Origin of the sequence: Halomonas sp. hl-4, assembly GCF_900215475.1 — a bacterium.
GTDB lineage: Bacteria > Pseudomonadota > Gammaproteobacteria > Pseudomonadales > Halomonadaceae > Vreelandella.
This window is the reverse complement of the sequence record NZ_LT907845.1, coordinates 3,697,701-3,714,604: the sequence shown is the minus strand read 5'-3', so window position 1 is coordinate 3,714,604 and position 16,904 is coordinate 3,697,701. Positions and strand designations below refer to the sequence as shown.

Annotated in this window: 18 protein-coding genes; 7 read left to right on the top strand and 11 right to left on the bottom strand. The window is 59.3% G+C overall.

Annotated elements, in window-relative coordinates:
* Nucleotides 1–6: 6 nt before the first annotated feature.
* From CPH17_RS17435 to CPH17_RS17400, 8 genes are all read right to left on the bottom strand, one after another.
* Nucleotides 7–978: a DUF368 domain-containing protein gene (locus CPH17_RS17435; protein ID WP_074395480.1), complete on the bottom strand. Its 972-nt coding sequence runs from the start codon at nt 976–978 to the stop codon at nt 7–9.
* Nucleotides 975–1,652 carry a protein-L-isoaspartate(D-aspartate) O-methyltransferase gene (locus CPH17_RS17430; protein WP_074395479.1) on the bottom strand — a complete coding sequence of 226 codons (678 nt, stop codon included), beginning with the start codon at nt 1,650–1,652 and terminating at the stop codon, nt 975–977. The genes CPH17_RS17435 and CPH17_RS17430 overlap by 4 nt, the downstream gene beginning before the upstream one ends.
* Entirely contained in the window at nt 1,639–2,385 is a 747-nt protein-coding gene (surE, locus tag CPH17_RS17425; RefSeq protein ID WP_074395478.1) for a 5'/3'-nucleotidase SurE, read from the bottom strand. The genes CPH17_RS17430 and surE overlap by 14 nt, the downstream gene beginning before the upstream one ends.
* Nucleotides 2,386–2,426: 41 nt before the next feature.
* Nucleotides 2,427–3,461, bottom strand: coding sequence for a tRNA pseudouridine(13) synthase TruD (gene truD, locus CPH17_RS17420; RefSeq protein ID WP_096300528.1), 1,035 nt, complete (start codon nt 3,459–3,461; stop codon nt 2,427–2,429).
* Entirely contained in the window at nt 3,454–3,942 is a 489-nt protein-coding gene (gene ispF, locus CPH17_RS17415) for a 2-C-methyl-D-erythritol 2,4-cyclodiphosphate synthase (RefSeq protein ID WP_074395476.1), read from the bottom strand. The genes truD and ispF overlap by 8 nt, the downstream gene beginning before the upstream one ends.
* On the bottom strand, nt 3,942–4,649 hold the full coding sequence (ispD, locus tag CPH17_RS17410) for a 2-C-methyl-D-erythritol 4-phosphate cytidylyltransferase (protein ID WP_074395475.1): 708 nt from the start codon (nt 4,647–4,649) through the stop codon (nt 3,942–3,944). The genes ispF and ispD overlap by 1 nt, the downstream gene beginning before the upstream one ends.
* A complete protein-coding gene (ftsB, locus tag CPH17_RS17405) occupies nt 4,642–4,983 on the bottom strand; it encodes a cell division protein FtsB (protein ID WP_074395474.1) in 342 nt (113 codons plus the stop codon). The genes ispD and ftsB overlap by 8 nt, the downstream gene beginning before the upstream one ends.
* Before the next feature lie 117 nt (nt 4,984–5,100).
* Nucleotides 5,101–6,246, bottom strand: a complete 1,146-nt coding sequence (locus CPH17_RS17400; protein ID WP_096300526.1) for a GNAT family N-acetyltransferase — start codon at nt 6,244–6,246, stop codon at nt 5,101–5,103.
* 138 nt (nt 6,247–6,384) lie between these two features.
* Between CPH17_RS17400 and CPH17_RS17395 the strand changes: the two genes are divergently transcribed.
* From CPH17_RS17395 to CPH17_RS17380, 4 genes are read left to right on the top strand one after another with little or no spacing between them, the layout of a single operon-like run.
* Complete coding sequence (locus tag CPH17_RS17395; protein WP_096300524.1) at nt 6,385–7,740, top strand: aldehyde dehydrogenase family protein; 1,356 nt, start codon at nt 6,385–6,387, stop codon at nt 7,738–7,740.
* Nucleotides 7,741–7,795: 55 nt separating this feature from the next.
* On the top strand, nt 7,796–10,402 hold the full coding sequence (locus CPH17_RS17390) for an ATP-binding protein (RefSeq protein ID WP_096300982.1): 2,607 nt from the start codon (nt 7,796–7,798) through the stop codon (nt 10,400–10,402).
* Entirely contained in the window at nt 10,399–12,156 is a 1,758-nt protein-coding gene (locus CPH17_RS17385) for a putative bifunctional diguanylate cyclase/phosphodiesterase (protein ID WP_096300522.1), read from the top strand. The genes CPH17_RS17390 and CPH17_RS17385 overlap by 4 nt, the downstream gene beginning before the upstream one ends.
* Nucleotides 12,156–13,016, top strand: coding sequence for a MurR/RpiR family transcriptional regulator (locus CPH17_RS17380; protein WP_074395470.1), 861 nt, complete (start codon nt 12,156–12,158; stop codon nt 13,014–13,016). The genes CPH17_RS17385 and CPH17_RS17380 overlap by 1 nt, the downstream gene beginning before the upstream one ends.
* 20 nt (nt 13,017–13,036) lie before the next feature.
* Here the strand turns inward: CPH17_RS17380 and CPH17_RS17375 are convergent, their stop codons facing one another.
* Nucleotides 13,037–13,396, bottom strand: coding sequence for a RidA family protein (locus tag CPH17_RS17375; protein WP_074395469.1), 360 nt, complete (start codon nt 13,394–13,396; stop codon nt 13,037–13,039).
* Between the two features lie 69 nt (nt 13,397–13,465).
* Nucleotides 13,466–13,807, bottom strand: a complete 342-nt coding sequence (locus tag CPH17_RS17370; RefSeq protein WP_074395468.1) for a TraR/DksA family transcriptional regulator — start codon at nt 13,805–13,807, stop codon at nt 13,466–13,468.
* Between the two features lie 92 nt (nt 13,808–13,899).
* Here CPH17_RS17370 and CPH17_RS17365 point away from each other — a divergent pair, with 92 nt between their 5' ends.
* Complete coding sequence (locus CPH17_RS17365; RefSeq protein WP_096300520.1) at nt 13,900–15,093, top strand: MFS transporter; 1,194 nt, start codon at nt 13,900–13,902, stop codon at nt 15,091–15,093.
* On the opposite strand, the gene CPH17_RS17360 is transcribed toward CPH17_RS17365, so the two are convergent.
* Nucleotides 15,090–15,944, bottom strand: a complete 855-nt coding sequence (locus tag CPH17_RS17360) for a universal stress protein (RefSeq protein ID WP_096300518.1) — start codon at nt 15,942–15,944, stop codon at nt 15,090–15,092. The two genes, CPH17_RS17365 and CPH17_RS17360, sit on opposite strands and share 4 nt — an antisense overlap.
* 182 nt (nt 15,945–16,126) lie before the next feature.
* Here CPH17_RS17360 and crcB point away from each other — a divergent pair, with 182 nt between their 5' ends.
* Both crcB and CPH17_RS17350 read left to right on the top strand, forming a co-directional pair.
* Complete coding sequence (gene crcB / locus CPH17_RS17355; protein ID WP_074395465.1) at nt 16,127–16,519, top strand: fluoride efflux transporter CrcB; 393 nt, start codon at nt 16,127–16,129, stop codon at nt 16,517–16,519.
* Complete coding sequence (locus CPH17_RS17350; protein ID WP_074395464.1) at nt 16,516–16,899, top strand: fluoride efflux transporter FluC; 384 nt, start codon at nt 16,516–16,518, stop codon at nt 16,897–16,899. The genes crcB and CPH17_RS17350 overlap by 4 nt, the downstream gene beginning before the upstream one ends.
* The last annotated feature ends 5 nt before the right edge of the window (nt 16,900–16,904 follow it).

The window sequence follows — 16,904 nt, the reverse complement described above, 5'->3', positions numbered from 1 at the left end:
CAAAGCCTACTCCTTTTCAGCAGCGGAGGCGGTCTGGGGAGACATGGGCGGCGTGCGCCTAAGGGCACGCCGATGCAACAGTACAACGAGTAGTGCACCAAACGCCATCAACGCTATTACACCGACTAATTGCGCGGATTCACCTGTTAGCTGCGCATAATCGCCAGGCAATAAGTAGCGATGTTCCAACGGGATCATCTCACCATCACCACCCAGTTGATAACGCACCAGTTCACGCCACGGCCAGAGCACGGGGAGCGAACCGACAATAAAACCTAACAATAACTGAAGCGTTGAACCACGATAACGGCTTAGCAGCCAGGTAAGCACCCGTGAAAAAAGCCCAAGGCCAATCAGGCAGCCGCTACCGAACAGCAAAATGATGGCCATATCAAAGCTGCGTATCGCTTCCATCACCGTGCTGTAAAGCCCCATCGTCAGCAGCAAAAAACTGCCTGACACCCCCGGCAGCAGCATCGCGCTTATGGCGATACTCCCGGCTACCACTAATACCAACGATTCGTTACCTAACGTTGACACCAACGGCATCAGGCTTGGCAACCATTGCGCCAGCAATAGCCCGGCGCCCAGGGGCACCATGTAGCGCAGCTTGAAACGTGTACCCGTGTCACCTACAACGATGGCCGACGCGGCGACCAGGCCAAAAAAGAAGCCATCCAATAACAGTGGATACACCTCCATCAGCCATAACGCCAAATGCGCTACGCTTAACAAACTTACCGCAATGCCGGTGAGCAGCGGCAGTAAAAAGGCTAAATTCAAGTGCTGTCCAAGCCCACGCAAACCGCCTCGACGCAAGGCGCCAAAGGCGCTTGGGCCAAACTGTTTGATGGTTAATAACAATTCTTCATAAATGCCGCTAATAAACGCAATAGTCCCGCCCGACACGCCCGGTACCGCATCCGCGGCGCCCATTCCGGCGCCGGTTAATAACAATCTTACGGGTTGACGCTTCAATCGACCACTCCTTGCAATAATGGAACAAAACGTACCGGCTCAAGGCGGCGTTTTTCAAACGCGCTGCCGACGCGTTTTATCTGGGTCAGCCATTGGCTGCCGTCGGACGCCTCTAGAGGCGCAATCAATACACCGTCTGGACTTAGTTGCTCCAGAAGCGGCTCGGGCAACGTCTGCGCACAGGCGGTCAACAAAATAACGTCAAACGGCGCGGCGGCGGGCCATCCTTCGCCACCGTCAGCAACTGCAAGTGACGCCCGGGCCCCCAATCGGCTGAGCCGAAAGGCGGCACGCCGGTGCAACGCTTCAATGCGCTCAATGGAAAACAGCTTATCGACCAGCCGAGCCAGAATAAGTGTCTGATAGCCAGAACCAGTGCCTAGTTCCAATACGCGACTCGGCTCGGCACGCAAGACCAGTTCGGTCATCCGGGCGACAATGAGCGGCTGAGACAAAGTCTGGCCAAACCCGATCGGCAGCGCGGTATCCTCATACGCGCGGTGGGCCAGCGCCTCATCCACAAACAGGTGGCGCGGCTCGTTGGCCATGACCTCCAGCACCCGTGCATCACCAATCCCTTGGCGCATCAGGCGTTGAACCATGCGGTCACGGGTGCGCTGCGAGGTCATTCCCGTACCGCGCAGCTCTTCCGGTGACAGTTTAGGCGAATGCATCCAGCCAGTCTCGAACGTCGTTGAGCGCCTGATGGCGCGTTAAATCCGTTTGTAGCGGTGTGATCGACACAAAACCCGCCTCTACGGCTGCAAAGTCAGTATCTTCACCGTCGTCGGCATTGGCCGCCACCGGGGCAATCCAGTAACGCGTGCGTCCACGCGGGTCTTGAACGGCCAACGGCTGTTCCGCCGGGCCGCGATAGCCGAGCCGCGTCACTTTGACGCCTTTCACCTCGCTCCAAGGCACATCGGGCACGTTGACATTGAGCAACGTACGCGGCGGCAGCGACAACTGATCAACCGCCCCTACGAGGCTCGCAGCCAAATGGCCGGCCGTGGCAAAGTGCGTTTGACCGCACAGTGACATGGCAATTGCCGACATCCCCAAATTACGCCCTTCCATCGCGGCGGCGACAGTGCCTGAATACAGCACATCGTCACCCAGGTTGCCGCCGTGGTTTATCCCGGAAATCACCAGATCAGGTTTTTCATCCCAGATGCCGTTAACCCCCAGGTAAACACAGTCAGCGGGAGTACCATCGACGCTATAGAACCCGCTGTCCAAGGCGGTCATCGCCAACGGGCGCGACAGCGTTAACGAATTGCTTGCCCCGCTACGGTCACGATCCGGGGCAACCACACGCAAATTAGCGTGTTTGGTCAGCGCATCGTAAAGCGCCTTAAGCCCAGGCGCATGAACACCATCGTCGTTGGATAGCAGCAAGCGCCGCATGGGAATCTCCTTAATTGATGACACCTGCCCTGCCCGCCTCTTTAATCAGGCGACGCGATCAGTTCGCTGACCACCGCAGTGGCGAAACTGCCGCGGGGCAGCCCGAATGAGAGTACCACGCTCTGCGCTTCTCGGTTTAGACGCGGCTCGCTCAAACACATTCGCAGCGCCCGCTGCCCGCGCTTGACGCCGCTGCGCAGCAAGCCATCGCACAGTGTTGGATATCGTTCGAGTAACGCGGCCTCATACTCGCCCGCCGCCTGCTGGCTGATATTGCCCACCCCCCATAAGGGCCCTGTGGGATGCAGATCAAGCGCGTCGGCACGCGAGCATAGTGTGGCGTCCACCTGGTCAACATTGAACACGCTTTGGGTGCCCTCAAGCATTAGGGTATCGCCGTTAACTGGCTGTTGCCATTGATTTTTATCTACCCTATCGCTAAGCAATTCATTAAATAAAAAGCTGCGCGCGGTGGATAGCAAGATGCCATGTCGGTCATCGCGCTTACGCCACCCGCGCGCTAACAAGGCTTCCGCGCGTTGCAGATTGCGACCCGCTGGCCCGAAACGCTGCGCACCAAAATAGTTGGGCGCGCCCTGCTGGCACAGTGTCTGCCAACGCTGGCTAAAGTCATCCGCCTCCACCGCCTCACCGCTAAGCCGCAGCTGAAAGCGGTTATAGCGATGCACACCGCGCTTTAACTTGCGCGGATGGCGGACGCACTGCAAAACGCTCACACCGCTATCGGTGAGGGCCTGGACTAAATCTGGCGGAGCCTCTTTACCTGGCAAATGCACGCTCAACCATTGACGGGTGACGGCAACGCGGTCTTTCATTCCCGAATAGCCAACGTCACGGGTCCCAACACCGCAGCGCTGACTGAGCAACTTGACGACCTCCAGGGTCGTCTGATTGCGCTTTTCAATATTTAGCCAAAGGTGTTCGCCGTGGCCTTCCGGGGCGAAATCCAGCACCTCGTCGACCAAGAAGTCGTCGGGCGCCAGGCGAAACCGGCCCGGTTTTGGCGGGCCTAACGTCGCATCCAGGCTGCGCTGCCAGCGGGGTAGTTCAAGCATGAGGCGTCTCAAGCGGGCTAAGCAACACCACCGCCTCGGCGGCAATACCCTCTCCGCGACCGGTAAACCCCAGCCGCTCGGTGGTGGTTGCCTTAACGTTCACTTGGCCCATGGCCACACCAAGGTCTGCCGCGATTGCCTCGCGCATGTCACCCACAAAGGGCGCCAATTTGGGTGCCTGGGCCATCACCGTGGCATCAATATTGACGACGTTATACCCCTTGGCACGCACCAGCGCCATAACCTGACGCAAGAGGTCACGGCTATCCGCGCCTTCCCATGCTGGGTCGGTATCTGGAAAGTGATGACCAATATCGCCCAGCGCACAGGCACCCAGCAGCGCATCGCTTACCGCGTGCAGCAGCACATCGCCGTCGGAGTGGGCAATAAAGCCGTGATCAAACGCCACCTTCACACCACCCAGCATCAGGTGATCGCCAGGGCCGAACCGATGGACATCAAATCCGTGACCAATTCGCATTAAAGACTCCTCTGGGACGTCTCGCGTTGTGAAGTAAGAATCGCGGCCGCCAGGGCCAGGTCGTCAGGGTGCGTCACTTTAAGGTTATCCCGGCGTCCGGGCACTAACTGCGGGGCATCGCCCAACGCCTCCACGGCGGAGGCTTCATCGGTGACCAGCGTATTGCGCTTACGGGCCTCGCCTAGTGCTCGGCAAAGCTGACGATAGCGAAACCCTTGCGGTGTGAGCGCGTGCCACAATGCGTCCCGGGGCTCGCTACGCAGGCTGGTCCCGGTTGAGCTGGCGCGTTTCATGGTATCTGCTACCGGCATCGCCAGCAGCGCGCCTGCCGCGTGGCTTTGCACGGCTTGATGGAGCGCTAGCAGGTCGTCGCGGGTCACACAGGGGCGGGCAACATCATGGATAAGCACCAGATCATCATCCCCCGCGCCGATGGCATTGAGCGCATTGAGCACGCTATCCATGCGCTCTGCGCCGCCGGTGACACGCTGCCAATCGGCAAACGGCACCCACTGTTCTGCAAACCAGCGGTCATCGTCGTCCAGGCAAAGCACCAACCTGGCCTCAGGAAACGCGCTGTGTAGACGCTCTAACGTATGCGCGAGAATCGGGCGGCCCAGCAGTGGGAGATATTGTTTGGGTCGATCCGCCGCCATACGACGTCCTTGCCCGGCAGCAGGTACCACCAACCACAAAGGGCTACTCATCGGGCTGCTCCGGGCTAACCACTGTACTGGCGTTAATGCCAATCAACTCTTCCTCAATGGCAACGCCCGGCACCCAAAAGAACTGCTCGTCAGTACGCACCATGCCCATATCACTACGCGCGCGTTCTTCCACCGCATCCAGGCCATTTTTAAGATCGGTGACTTCTGCTGCCATCCTGGCGTTGCGCTCGCGAAGGGGCACATTTTCTGCCTCTTGCACGGCGACGCGCTGCTCAAGCTGCTGTAAGTCGCGCCAGCCACCATCGCCGAGCCACAGCTGATATTGCAGCACCCCCAACACCAGCAGCAGCGCGAATAATAGCCATCTGCGCATGACCGCTCTCCTTTGTGTGACGATTACCCAGGGTTATTTAAATAAGTTATGCAGGTACGTTATGCGGATAAATTGGCGCGCATTATGCCATTAAGCCGACCCGCCAGCGAGTTGCTTTCATTTATACGGTAGCGCGGTGAATGCCGCGTCACGGTAGGCCGCCACCTGCCGCCCTTCATCACGGCAAAAGGTTGCCACCGCGTTAGCTAGGCCAGGATGGGCAAGGTAATGCAACGAACGAACACGCTGCGGTGCAAATCCACGCAGTAGCTTATGCTCGCCCTGCGTTCCCGGATCAAACAGCATAAGCCCTTGCTCAAGGCAGTATTCGATGCCCTGGTAGTAGCAGGCTTCGAAATGCAGGCAGTCGGCCATCACCTCGCTACCCCAGTAGCGCCCATAAAGCGTCTGGGTGCCCTGGAAGTAAAGCGCCGCCGCCACGGCTCGCCCGTCAAGGTGCGCCTGTACGAGCAGCAGCGACTCAGGCATATCACGATAAACGCGGTTGAAGAACTCTTGTGTCAGATAAGGCGGCCGACCGCGCTCCTGATAGGTGATCGCGTAACAACGGTAGAAATGTTTCAGTGCAGCAGGGGTGATCTGTTCGCCGGACAAACGCACCATCTCTAGGCCCTGTTCGGCGACCAGGCGGCGCTCGCGCTTGATCATCTTGCGGCGTTTGGAGGTCAGCGAGGTGAGAAACCCATCGAAGTCCCCGAAATCTCGATCACGCCACTGAAACTGCACACCCTCGCGGCTAATCAGTTCCGGGCACTGTGCCTGCCACGCCTCGACTTCCTGGGTATCGGCAAACAATAAATGCCAGCTCGACAATGCCTGGCGCTGGCACTGCGCTTGCCAGCCCTGAGCCAGCGCGGCATAAACCGCCTGAGGATTGCTATCCTGCGCGATCAACGCGCGCGACCCAGGCACCGGCGTAAACGGCACCGCACTCAGCGCTTTGGGATAATAGTGGCCGCCGGCCCGCTCAAAGGCATCGGCCCAGCCCCAGTCAAATACATACTCGCCATAGGAATGATGTTTCTCATAGAGCGGCATGGCACCTACCAGCTGCGCGCCCTGCCACACCGTTAAATGGCAAGGCTGCCAGCCGGTCGCCGGACAAACCGAACCGCTGGCCTCCAGCGCATGTAAAAATGCATGACGTAAAAACGGCTGGTCGGCATCCACCAGCGCATCCCACTCGCGGGCCGACACGGCCTCCATGGCGGATAACACCGCCACTGATAACGACGCTGGCATGGCATCTCCCAAACATAGGGTTGGCATTAATTAAGCTACTCTACACTATGCTGACCCGTTACCCTGCTAGGATAAAGGCGCGTTATTTAACGCCATGATCGGCCTCGCGCCCAACGCCAGGCCCACCAAGGAGACGCCATGACCCGCCACTTGAACGCCTGCCTGGAGACCCAGCGTCGCGCTTGTCGCCTGTCGCCTTCCCCCTCCTTGACGGAGCGTCGCGATCAGTTGGCTCGGCTCGCGCTAATGACCAAACGTCACCGACACGCCATCATTCAGGCCATCCAAACCGATTTTGGCAAGCGCAGTGACATTGAGATTCAATTGGCCGATATCCAGCCAGTGCTGGATGCCGTGCGATACGCGCGACGGCATCTCTGGCATTGGATGCGCCCCTGGCGGGTCAGTATGCCTTGGCGTCTGTTGCCTGCACGAGCGCGCATAGCTCCCCAGCCACTTGGCGTGGTGGGTGTTATTGCCCCCTGGAACTATCCATGGAGCCTGGCCTTGATGCCGGTTATCGACGCCCTCGCAGCCGGCAACCGCGTGATGCTCAAACCCAGCGAGCTGACACCGAACACCAGCGCCTTGCTTAGCCGATTGGTAACCCAATATTTTAGCCTGCGGACGCTTTGCGTGATTGAGGGGGACGCTGCCACGGGCCAGGCCTTCAGCGCTCTGCCCTTCGATCATTTGCTGTTTACCGGCTCCACCGCCGTGGGCCGACAGGTCGCGCTGGCCGCCGCCCAGAATCTGACGCCCACCACCCTGGAGCTGGGCGGCAAGAGCCCGGCGTTCGTGGCCGGCGACGCCGACTTCGCCCGCGCCGCCGAGGCGATCATCTTCGGCAAGGGCATGAACGGCGGGCAAACCTGCATTGCGCCCGACTATGTGCTGGTGGAAAGCCGCCATATCGATGCCTTCACCAGCGCCCTGAGCCGGGCCATTTTGAAACAGCGCCCGTCGACCAGGGATGCCACCCACCCACTCAACGAGGCCCACCACGAACGCAGTGAAGCGATGCTCGCCGAGGCACGCAACCACGGATGTCGAATTATTGATCATGGCAGCCACGCGCCCGCGCTGATCATCGACCCTAACCAGGGGCTTGCGGTGATGCGCGAGGAAATCTTCGGCCGTTGCCTGCCGGTTATCAGCGTCAAAGATAGCGACCATGCCATTGGGTATGTCGCCGAGCGGCCGCATCCCCTGGCGATCTATGTATTTACCCACCAGCGCGAGCAACAGCGGCAATGGCTGAATGCCAGCCAGTCCGGTGCGCTGGTATTCAACACCACACTTTTGCACCACGCTGTGCCGGGACTACCGTTTGGCGGCGTTGGCGCCAGCGGCCACGGCGCCTACCATGGTCGGCACGGCTTTAACCGTTTCAGCCATTTACGTGGCGTGTTTTATCAGCCAACGCATTCGCCAGCCACTCAGCTCTACCCGCCTTATCGGCGCTGGCTGTTGAAACTGCTGCGTCTGGGTTAAGCAATCCTGCGTTTGGCCGATATAGATAAATCAGATGTTTTATCGCGGAGCGGCCATGCCAGCGCCAGTACCCCCCAATAACGAGCCGCAGCGACTTGCCGCGGTGCATGCCTTGTATGTGCTGGACACGCCTGCCGAGGAAGCCTTTGACCGGCTGGCGCAGCTCGCCCGGGAGCTGTTTGACGTGCCCATTGCGCTGATTACCCTGCTTGATGAAAAGCGCCAATGGTTCAAGTCGAACCTTGGCTTCAGCGCCCGTCAAACCCAGCGCGACATCGCGTTCTGCGGCCATACAATTGCCGCCGACGGGCCGCTGGTGGTTCCCGACACGCGTCTTGACGAACGCTTCAAGGACAATCCGCTGGTCGATGAAGTGCCGCATATCCGCTTTTATGCGGGCTATCCGCTGCGCCCCCATGACCAGTTGGCCGTGGGCACCCTGTGCCTGCTCGGCCACCAGCCCCGCGCGTTCAGCGAGCGCGACCTGAGGCTTTTGGAAAGCCTCGCAGGCCAGGTGGAAGAGCTGCTTCGCCAGCACAGGATGCGCTATACCCTGGCGCAAACCACCCGCCGCTACGAAGCGCTGTTCAACGAAAGCGCCACCGGTATCGTGCGGATCAATCGCGACGGCACGGTGCTCGGCATCAACCCTTTCGCACTGGCCCTCCTGGGCTACACCCAGGAAGAAGTACTCGGCCGTAACGTAGGGATGCTGACACCCTCTGACCTGCACGACCAGCACGATACCTTTATTGCCCGGTTTTTAGCCGGCGGGCGCCCCCAGGTGATCGGTCGCGGCCGCGAAGTCGAGGCGCAACACAAGGCCGGCCACCGCGTGCCCGTCCACCTCGCGGTTAACGCCATCGACGATGAGCATCACCAGGTGGCGGAGTTTATCGGCATCCTGACCGACCTGAGCCATGTGCACGCCGCCAACCAGCGCATCCAAAAAGAACAGAGCCTGCTCAAGGTATTGCACCAGGGGATTACCGACTATCCAGCACTGATGTCGGGCAAGCAGCTGTGGATATTTTTGACGGAAGCCCTGAGCGAGCTCACCGACAGCGAATATTCCTTGATTGGCGAAGTGCTTCCCGGCGACACCAGCAATGCGCTGAAGCTTAATGCCGTTAAAGGCCCTTTGTGGAGTCCCGAATCGCGTTATCACATCGAGCAACTGCTCAGCGGCGAAATAGTGCTCAAAAACCCAAACTCGCTGTTAGGGCGGGTCTTTGCCCGCGGTGAGGTGGTGATCGACAACGATGTTAATGAGCATACCCAGCGCAGCGAGTTCCCGCTGGGACAGGTACAGTTTGATAACTATATGGGCGTGCCCATTTTCAGTAGCGGTCAACTTATTGGCATGTTCGCCATCGCCAACAGCCGCCAGCCGCTGAATCAGGCGCTGCTGGACTGGCTACAGCCGTTCACCGACACCTGCGTGCTGCTGATCAACCTGTACCGCCAGATGGCCGAGCGCGAGCAGGTCCTCAAGGACCTGTCGGCGGCGCGTGATCAGGCGGAACACGCCAACCAGGCGAAAAGCGACTTCCTGTCGTCGATGAGCCACGAGCTGCGCACCCCGCTGAATGCCATCCTGGGCTTTGCCCAGCTGCTTGCCAGCAACACTCGCACGCCGCTCAACGCCAAGCAGCAGCGACAGGTCAGCCAGATCGAAAAAGGCGGCCAGCACTTGCTCAGCCTGATCAACGACGTGCTGGATCTGGCCAGGATCGAGGCCCGTCAGCTGTCGCTTTCCATTGAATCCATTTCGCTTGCCGGCGTGTTCGACGATGCCTGCAGCACCCTGGAAGCCAACGCCGATGCCGCGGGCATTACCCTGACCTGTACACCCCCCGATGCCCGCTGGCAGGTGCATGCCGACTACACGCGGACCAAGCAGGTCCTGCTTAACCTGCTGTCCAACGCTATCAAATATAACGTCGCCCATGGCCGTATCGAGGTCAGCGCCGAGCACCAGCAGGAACATATCTTAATTCGTGTGCGGGATACGGGGCCCGGCATCGATCCCGCCCGCCTGGAGGAGCTGTTCGAGCCGTTTAATCGGCTCGACGCCGAGCACAGCCGCGTGGAAGGGACGGGTATCGGCCTGTCCATCACCCGCGAGCTGGTCACACAGATGCACGGCCAGATCGGGGTCGACAGCCAGCCGGGCCAGGGCGCCACCTTCTGGTTCACGCTGCCGGTGGCGACGCCGGCCGCCGCGCCATCGCCACGCGAACTTCAGCCCGACACCCCGGCAGCGACGGCGTCATCGCGCACGCTGCTGTATATTGAGGACAACCCCGCCAATCAGCGTCTGATGGAAGACATCGTCGACGCGATGGAGGGCATGACCCTGCGTATCGCGCCGAGCGCCGAGCTTGGCCTGGACATGCTGCAGGCCGAGATACCCGCCGTGGTGCTGATGGACCTGCACCTGCCGGGCATGAGCGGCTTTGAGGCGCTGACCCGTCTGCGCCGGGACCCTCGCTATCAGACGCTTAAAGTGATCGCCCTCTCGGCTAATGCCCTGCCCCGCGACATCAGAAAGGGCCTCAACGCCGGCTTCGATGGCTATCTGACCAAACCGATCGACATTGCACAGCTTTCCGACACCCTTCACCATTTGCTGGGAGCACCCACCAGGCAGGAGCCATGAAATTCCACTACAAACATGTATTGGTTGTTGACGACAATCCGGTCAACATCGAGCTGATGCTCGACCTGCTCGATGACCAAGGCTTTGAAAACAGCCACGGCATTAGCGACCCTCGCGACGTGTTGGGATACTGCCAGCAGCAGTTACCCGACCTGTTGCTGCTAGATATTCGCATGCCCCACCTGGATGGCTACGCAGTCATCGAGCAGCTCAATCACGCCTTTGGGCGCCAGACACCACCGATTATCGTGCTGACCGCGCAAATCGACAACGATACCAAGCAACGTTCGCTGGCCCTGGGCGTACGCGATTTTATCACCAAGCCGTTTCAGCACGCCGAGGTATTACAGCGCATTCACAACGTGCTGAGCGTCGAGCACCGCTTCCGCATTCGCGACCAGCAGGCCGATTCCCTCGAGCGCATGGTGAACAAGCGCACCCGGGAACTCAATCGTCAATCGCGTACCGACCCGATCACCCAACTGCCCAACCGTCGCGGACTCAGCCAGACCCTCAGCGAGGCGGCCGCATTGCGCAGGCCCACAGGGCTGCTGTTTATCGCCCTGGACCGGCTGGACGATGTCATTCGGCTGCATGGCTACCGGATCGCCGAGCGACTCCTCGGGCACATTGCGCAGCGCCTGGACGAATGCCTGAGTGACGCCGAAACTCTGGGCCTTTGGGGCGGCAGCGAACTGCTGGTGATCAGCGAGAGCAATGACGACGATGAGTTACTGGCGCTGGCCCACCAGCTGATGGCCGTATTCGAACACGACCAGCAACTGGATGACCTGCTGCTACCGCTGGCGGCACGGATCGGCATCAGCCGTTCGCAGGGCGCGTTTGATACCGAACGCCTGGTCCACATGGCCGCCCTGGCGCTGCCAGCCCCTCAAAGCTTTGCGGTGCAGTGCTACAGTGAAAATCTCGAGGCCCAGCAACGCCATCGGCTGCACGTCCAGCAGGCCCTGCGCGGCGCGACCGAGCGGGGTGAAATGTCTCTCGCCTTCCAGCCCAAACTATCGCTGATGGATCAGCGCATCGTCGGCGCTGAAGCACTGCTGCGCTGGCATCACCCCGAGCTTGGGCAGATCTCGCCGGGCATGTTTATTCCGCTGGCCGAAGCCAGTGGGGATATTTTCGCGATTGGCGAGTGGGTGATGGAAGAAGCCATGCGCACCATCACCCAGTGGCGCGAACAGCAGGTGCTGGGCAACAACTTCCACGTGGCGGTCAACGTGGCGGCTCGCCAGCTGGCACGTCGGGATTTCGCCGACGGTCTGTTACGCCAGTTGGCAGCGCGGCAGATTCCCACCCACTTTTTCGCTATTGAAATCACCGAATCCGGCCTGATGGGCGACATGCAGAACGCCCGCCAGCAGCTGGCGCGGCTCAGCCAGGCGAATATCGCCGTCGCCATCGACGATTTTGGCACCGGCCATTCCTCGTTGGCGTATATTAAGACGCTGCCGTTTTCGACGCTGAAGATCGATCGCGCCTTCGTGATGGACCTGGAAGAAAGCGATGTGGACCGCCAACTGGCACGTACCATTACTCAGCTTGCGCATAGTGTAGGCTGTGATGTAGTGGCGGAAGGCATTGAAACCTGGGCCCAGGCCCAGTACTTACGCCGTATTGGCTGTGAAATCGCCCAGGGCTACTATTACTCACGCCCGCTACCGGCCGACGACTTTATTGATTGGTGCGATCATTGGCAGTCGCACTTGCCACCTACTGCCACGGAGACCGTTTAATGGCTCACGACTTGCTTAACCGGATACGCGAACGCTTGGAAGACCTTAACCGCTCGGAGCGTAAAGTCGCCAATGTGATTATCGACGACCCGGCGGCGGCAACCAGCCTTAGCATCGCAAGCCTAGCCCAAGCGGCGAGCGTCAGCGAGCCCACGGTGAACCGTTTTTGCCGTAACTTTGGCGCCAAAGGCTATCCTGATTTCAAAATCAAACTAGCTCAGAGCTTAGCCGGCGGTACGCCCTACGTGACCCGCGCGGTTGAGCCTGGCGATTCCGCCACCCAATACACCCAAAAAATCTTTGGAGCCACCATTGCGGCGCTGGATGAAGCCCAGCGTGAAGTCGACATGGGCGCCGTTGAACGCATGGTGGACTACCTGACCCAGGCCAAACAGATCCACTTTTTTGGCCTGGGCGCGTCCGGCGCCGTGGCGCAGGATGCCCAGCACAAGTTCTTTCGTTTTAATCTGCCGGTAATGGTGCACATCGATGTGTTGATGCAGCGCATGATTGCCGCTGCCTGCCACACCGGTGATGTGGTGGTAATTATTTCCTACACCGGGCGCACCCGTGAACTGGTCGACATTGCCCGCGTCGCCCGCGAATCAGGCGCCGTCGTGCTCGGGATTACCGCGCCTCAATCGCCGCTGGCCCAGGAATGTACTGCGACCCTTGAAGTCGCCACCCCGGAAGACACCGACCATTACATGCCGATGACCTCACGCGTCATTCAACTGACGCTGATTGACGCCCTGGCCACCGGTGTGACGCTAAGACGCGGCGAAGACTTTCTGCCACACCTTAAAAAAATCAAAGATAGCCTAAGGGACACGCGCTTCCCCGTTAACAAAGGCAATTAAGCTAAAGATAACAGGGGCGTTTAATCGTTCATAGCGACGGAGACGGTAATCTCGACCTTTAGTTCGTCGGCCGGCATCGGTGCGCATACACAGGTACGTGCTGGGGCGTGACCTTCGGGTACCCATGCGTCCCAAACAGCGTTCATTGCCGCGAAATCGCTGCCGTCTTTGAGGTAAATCGTGGCGGTGAGCAGCTGTTCACGCGACGCACCTATATCGTTCAATAAAGCGTCTACCCGCGCCAGCATGCTTTCAGTTTGCGCCGTGATATCGGCGTAACGCGCCTCTGGCCCGGCGACCTGACCACACAGATGGGCCACGCCCTGATGTATGACCGCACGGCTCATGCGTGCTTTGGTATCGTGGCGTTTAATCGTCATTGGCTTCCTCGTTATCGTTGAATCAACTCGTCATCAGGCGGCAAAAGTACCATGCCCGCTGGATAAGCACTATTCGGCACAGTCGATGCACTTGAGCGCTAGCGGATCGCTTTCCAGGCGCTTGATGTTAATCCACTCGCCACACTCGATACATTCGCCGAAGGTGCCTCGCTCAAGGCGCTGTAATGCCCCGGCAATACGGGTCACGTTTAGCTGGCGACGCTGCTCTTCAGCTTTGGCCATCGCTTGGCCTTGCAGTGCATCCATGCGTGATAGGCGCCCGACCGAGGTTTGGTCCAACGTTACCGTATCCCGGGCTCCGGCGCTGCTTGCGCTTTCGTCGATCAGCGTTTCGCGCAGGGTGATTAAACGCCTTTTCATGGCTTCCACATCTATGCCGGGATGGTTCATCACCGTCTCCTTATAATCTGCTGTTACACTAAGGGGATTAATACCTTACGAGCGCTCCCCTCCGCAGCTTTTTTCGCAAAGGATACTGCATCATGGGCTATCGTACCCTGCTGCGTGACCACCGTAGCGTGTTGAGTATCGCCTTTTTGGCGATGTTCAGCTCAAGCCTGGGACAAAGCTTTTTTGTTGGGCTCTTTCAGGCACCGCTGGCCGAACATTGGCAACTCAGCGCTGGCCAGTTTGGCACGGCCTATACCGCCGTGACGCTCGTCGCGGGGTTTGTGATGCTGTATTACGGCCCCTCCATCGACTGGATATCCCCCCGCCGGTTTGCGATCACCGTGCTGCTCGTTCTATTAGGGGGAGTCGCGCTGCTGACGCTTTCGCCCTGGTGGTGGCTGGGCGTTCTGGGCTTGGGCCTGGTGCGATTATGTGGGCAGGGCATGCTCACGCATCTCGGCAACACCCTCGCCGCCCGTGAGTTCACCACCCAGCGGGGCCGCGCCATGGGCCTGGCAAGCTTGGGGATTCCACTCGGTGAAGCACTGCTTCCACCACTCGTAGCGGCGACATTACTGTGGCTAAGCTGGCAGTCCTTCTGGTGGTTGCTGTGTGCCCTACTGGCCTTGCCGTGGCTATGGTTACTGCAGCGTGTGCCCTGGTCCAACGCGCCGGGCAAAAAACCCCAAAAACGCGACGCCACCGGGCCGAGACCATTTCGCGAACCTCGCTTCTGGGCATTGTTGCCGTTGCTCATGTCGCTTCCAATCACCATGACGGGGCTGTTTATATACCAAGCGCAGCTGACCGATGCGCTGGATAGCTCGCTGAGCATCTATGCACTGGCCCTCACCGGCATGGGCGTCGCCAAGTTGCCCGGCGCGCTGTTGGGGGGCCGCTGGATCGATAAGATTGGCCCGGTGCGTTTAGCCCGCGTTTACTTGCTCCCCTATGCAGCAGCAATGCTGTTTGCCGTTTTGGCTGGCGGGAATGCAAGCGTTTGGGCGTTGATGGTAGGCGGCGGCTTGGCCATGGGTGCCCAAGAGCTGATTGCCTCAGGCTTGCTTATCAAGCTTTGGGGTATTGAACACTTGGGCCGCGTGCGCTCAGCACTGAGCGCCGCCATGGTTTTTTCCACCGGCATCGCCCCGGCTGCCATTGGGTTAGCACTCAGTGCTGGTCTGTCGTTTACCGTTATTTTGAGTACGATGCTTGCGTTTATTGTCGCCGCTTGGTGCCTTGCACAGCGCGTACTGCAGATAGCTAGCCAAACGGCGCGCGTCTAGCGCAAGATCAGCACCGGCATCTGGGCTTTCCTCAACATCGAGGTCGTGGTGCTTCCCACCAGCAGGTGGCGAATGCGCGAATGGCCGTAGGCCCCCATCACCAGCATATCGATGCCATGCTCTTCTTTATAAGCGCGCAGCGTTTCTTCAACGTATCCCGCCCGAATCGCGCCCTCGGCAACATGCCCCGCGCTATCTAACGTGGTCAGGGCCCAATCCAACTGCGAACGATGTTCGGCAGTTTCTGCACCGACAATCACCACATGGCAGGTCACACCATTAAACAACGGGCTCTTGGCCAGCAGTTCGATGCCTTTGCGCGCCGTTTTACTGCCATCAAAGGCCATCATGACCTTCTCAGGATGGGTAAATGCTTTAGGTACCATCAGGATGGGCCGATGCATTTCACGCACCACGCGCTCCAGGTTGGAGCCTAAATGCCCGCTGGCTTGATGAGCCGTTTCGCCACGTTTACCCACCACAAGCAGGCGTACGTTATTTTCCTGCTCGACCAGGGTTTCTACCAGCGTGCCGTTGCGCTGCATGGTTTCGGGCGCTCCAATCCCCCCACTAAGGGCACGCTGTTTGGCGTCATCCAGCAGAAGTCTGCCTTGCTCACGGGCCAACTTGGCGCGCTGCTCTTCGATATCAGATAGCTTTTCCAGCAAGTGCTCTCGCGTACCTAGCCCAAGATTGCCAGTCAGATCAGGCTCCGACGTTTGCGGGTGGTTATCAATGACATGCATAAACGCCAGCGGGGCTTCGAGTCGCTTGGCAGCCCATACCGCATAGTCACAAACACCTGCGGAAAACTGTGAGCTATCAATGGCCGCTAATACTTGGTCAGTCATGGCGTGCGTCTCCTTGTACGGCGGGTCGGGGTGGTTGTTGTTATTCAAATGCCTTTCTACACGAAGTCATTGACCGGTGACAGCGACTATCCGTTCGCAGCAATGTTTAACGCCATCGCACCCGCTAGCCCGCATGGTAAGCTTGTCGACCATTCGATTGCATTGTTGGAAGGGGAGCGTTCGTGGGTATTGGCTTGGGCAGCATTGCGCTGGTGGCGGTGGGCGGGGCAATTGGCGGTATGGCCCGCGTTTGCGTCTCCAACCTATTCGCCAAATGGGTAGGCAGCACATTCCCGTGGGGTACTCTGGCCGTTAACCTGTTAGGTACATTTGCCCTTGGTTGGCTGGCGGTATCACTTAATGAAGGTAGCACTACGACGCCAAGCGCTCCCTGGCTAATTATCGCCATCGGGCTACTGGGCGGTTTTACCACGGTATCGTCCTTTAGCCTGCAAACCCTGGGTTTATGGGAAAACGGCATGGGTGGCAAGGCTATCGCCAATATCATCGGCACGCTGACCCTCGGCGTTGCGGCGTTCGGATTAGGGGCGTGGTTGGCGGGTGGAGGCCTATGAAGACGCTTACCACCTATGCCGCGGTAGGCCTCGGCAGCGGCCTGGGCAGTGCATTGCGCTATGTCATCTCTGTATCGACAATGGGCGCATTCGGCAGCGCCTTCCCTTGGGGCACGCTATTGGTCAACCTTGTAGGCGCTTGGCTGATTGGCTGGCTCGCCGCCCGTTTTGCCCGTGCCCCTCATACACGCATGGCACGTTGGCAGCCTTTCTGGGTGGCCGGCTTTTGCGGTGGGTTCACCACTTTTTCTCTGTTTAGCTTAGAAGTTGTCACCCTCGCCCAAACCCACTTAACCGTCGCTTTGGTGTATACCGTCGGCAGCTTACCGCTATGGCTTGGAGCGGTTTGGCTTGGGCAACGCTTCGCCTCCAGACGTTAAGCAAA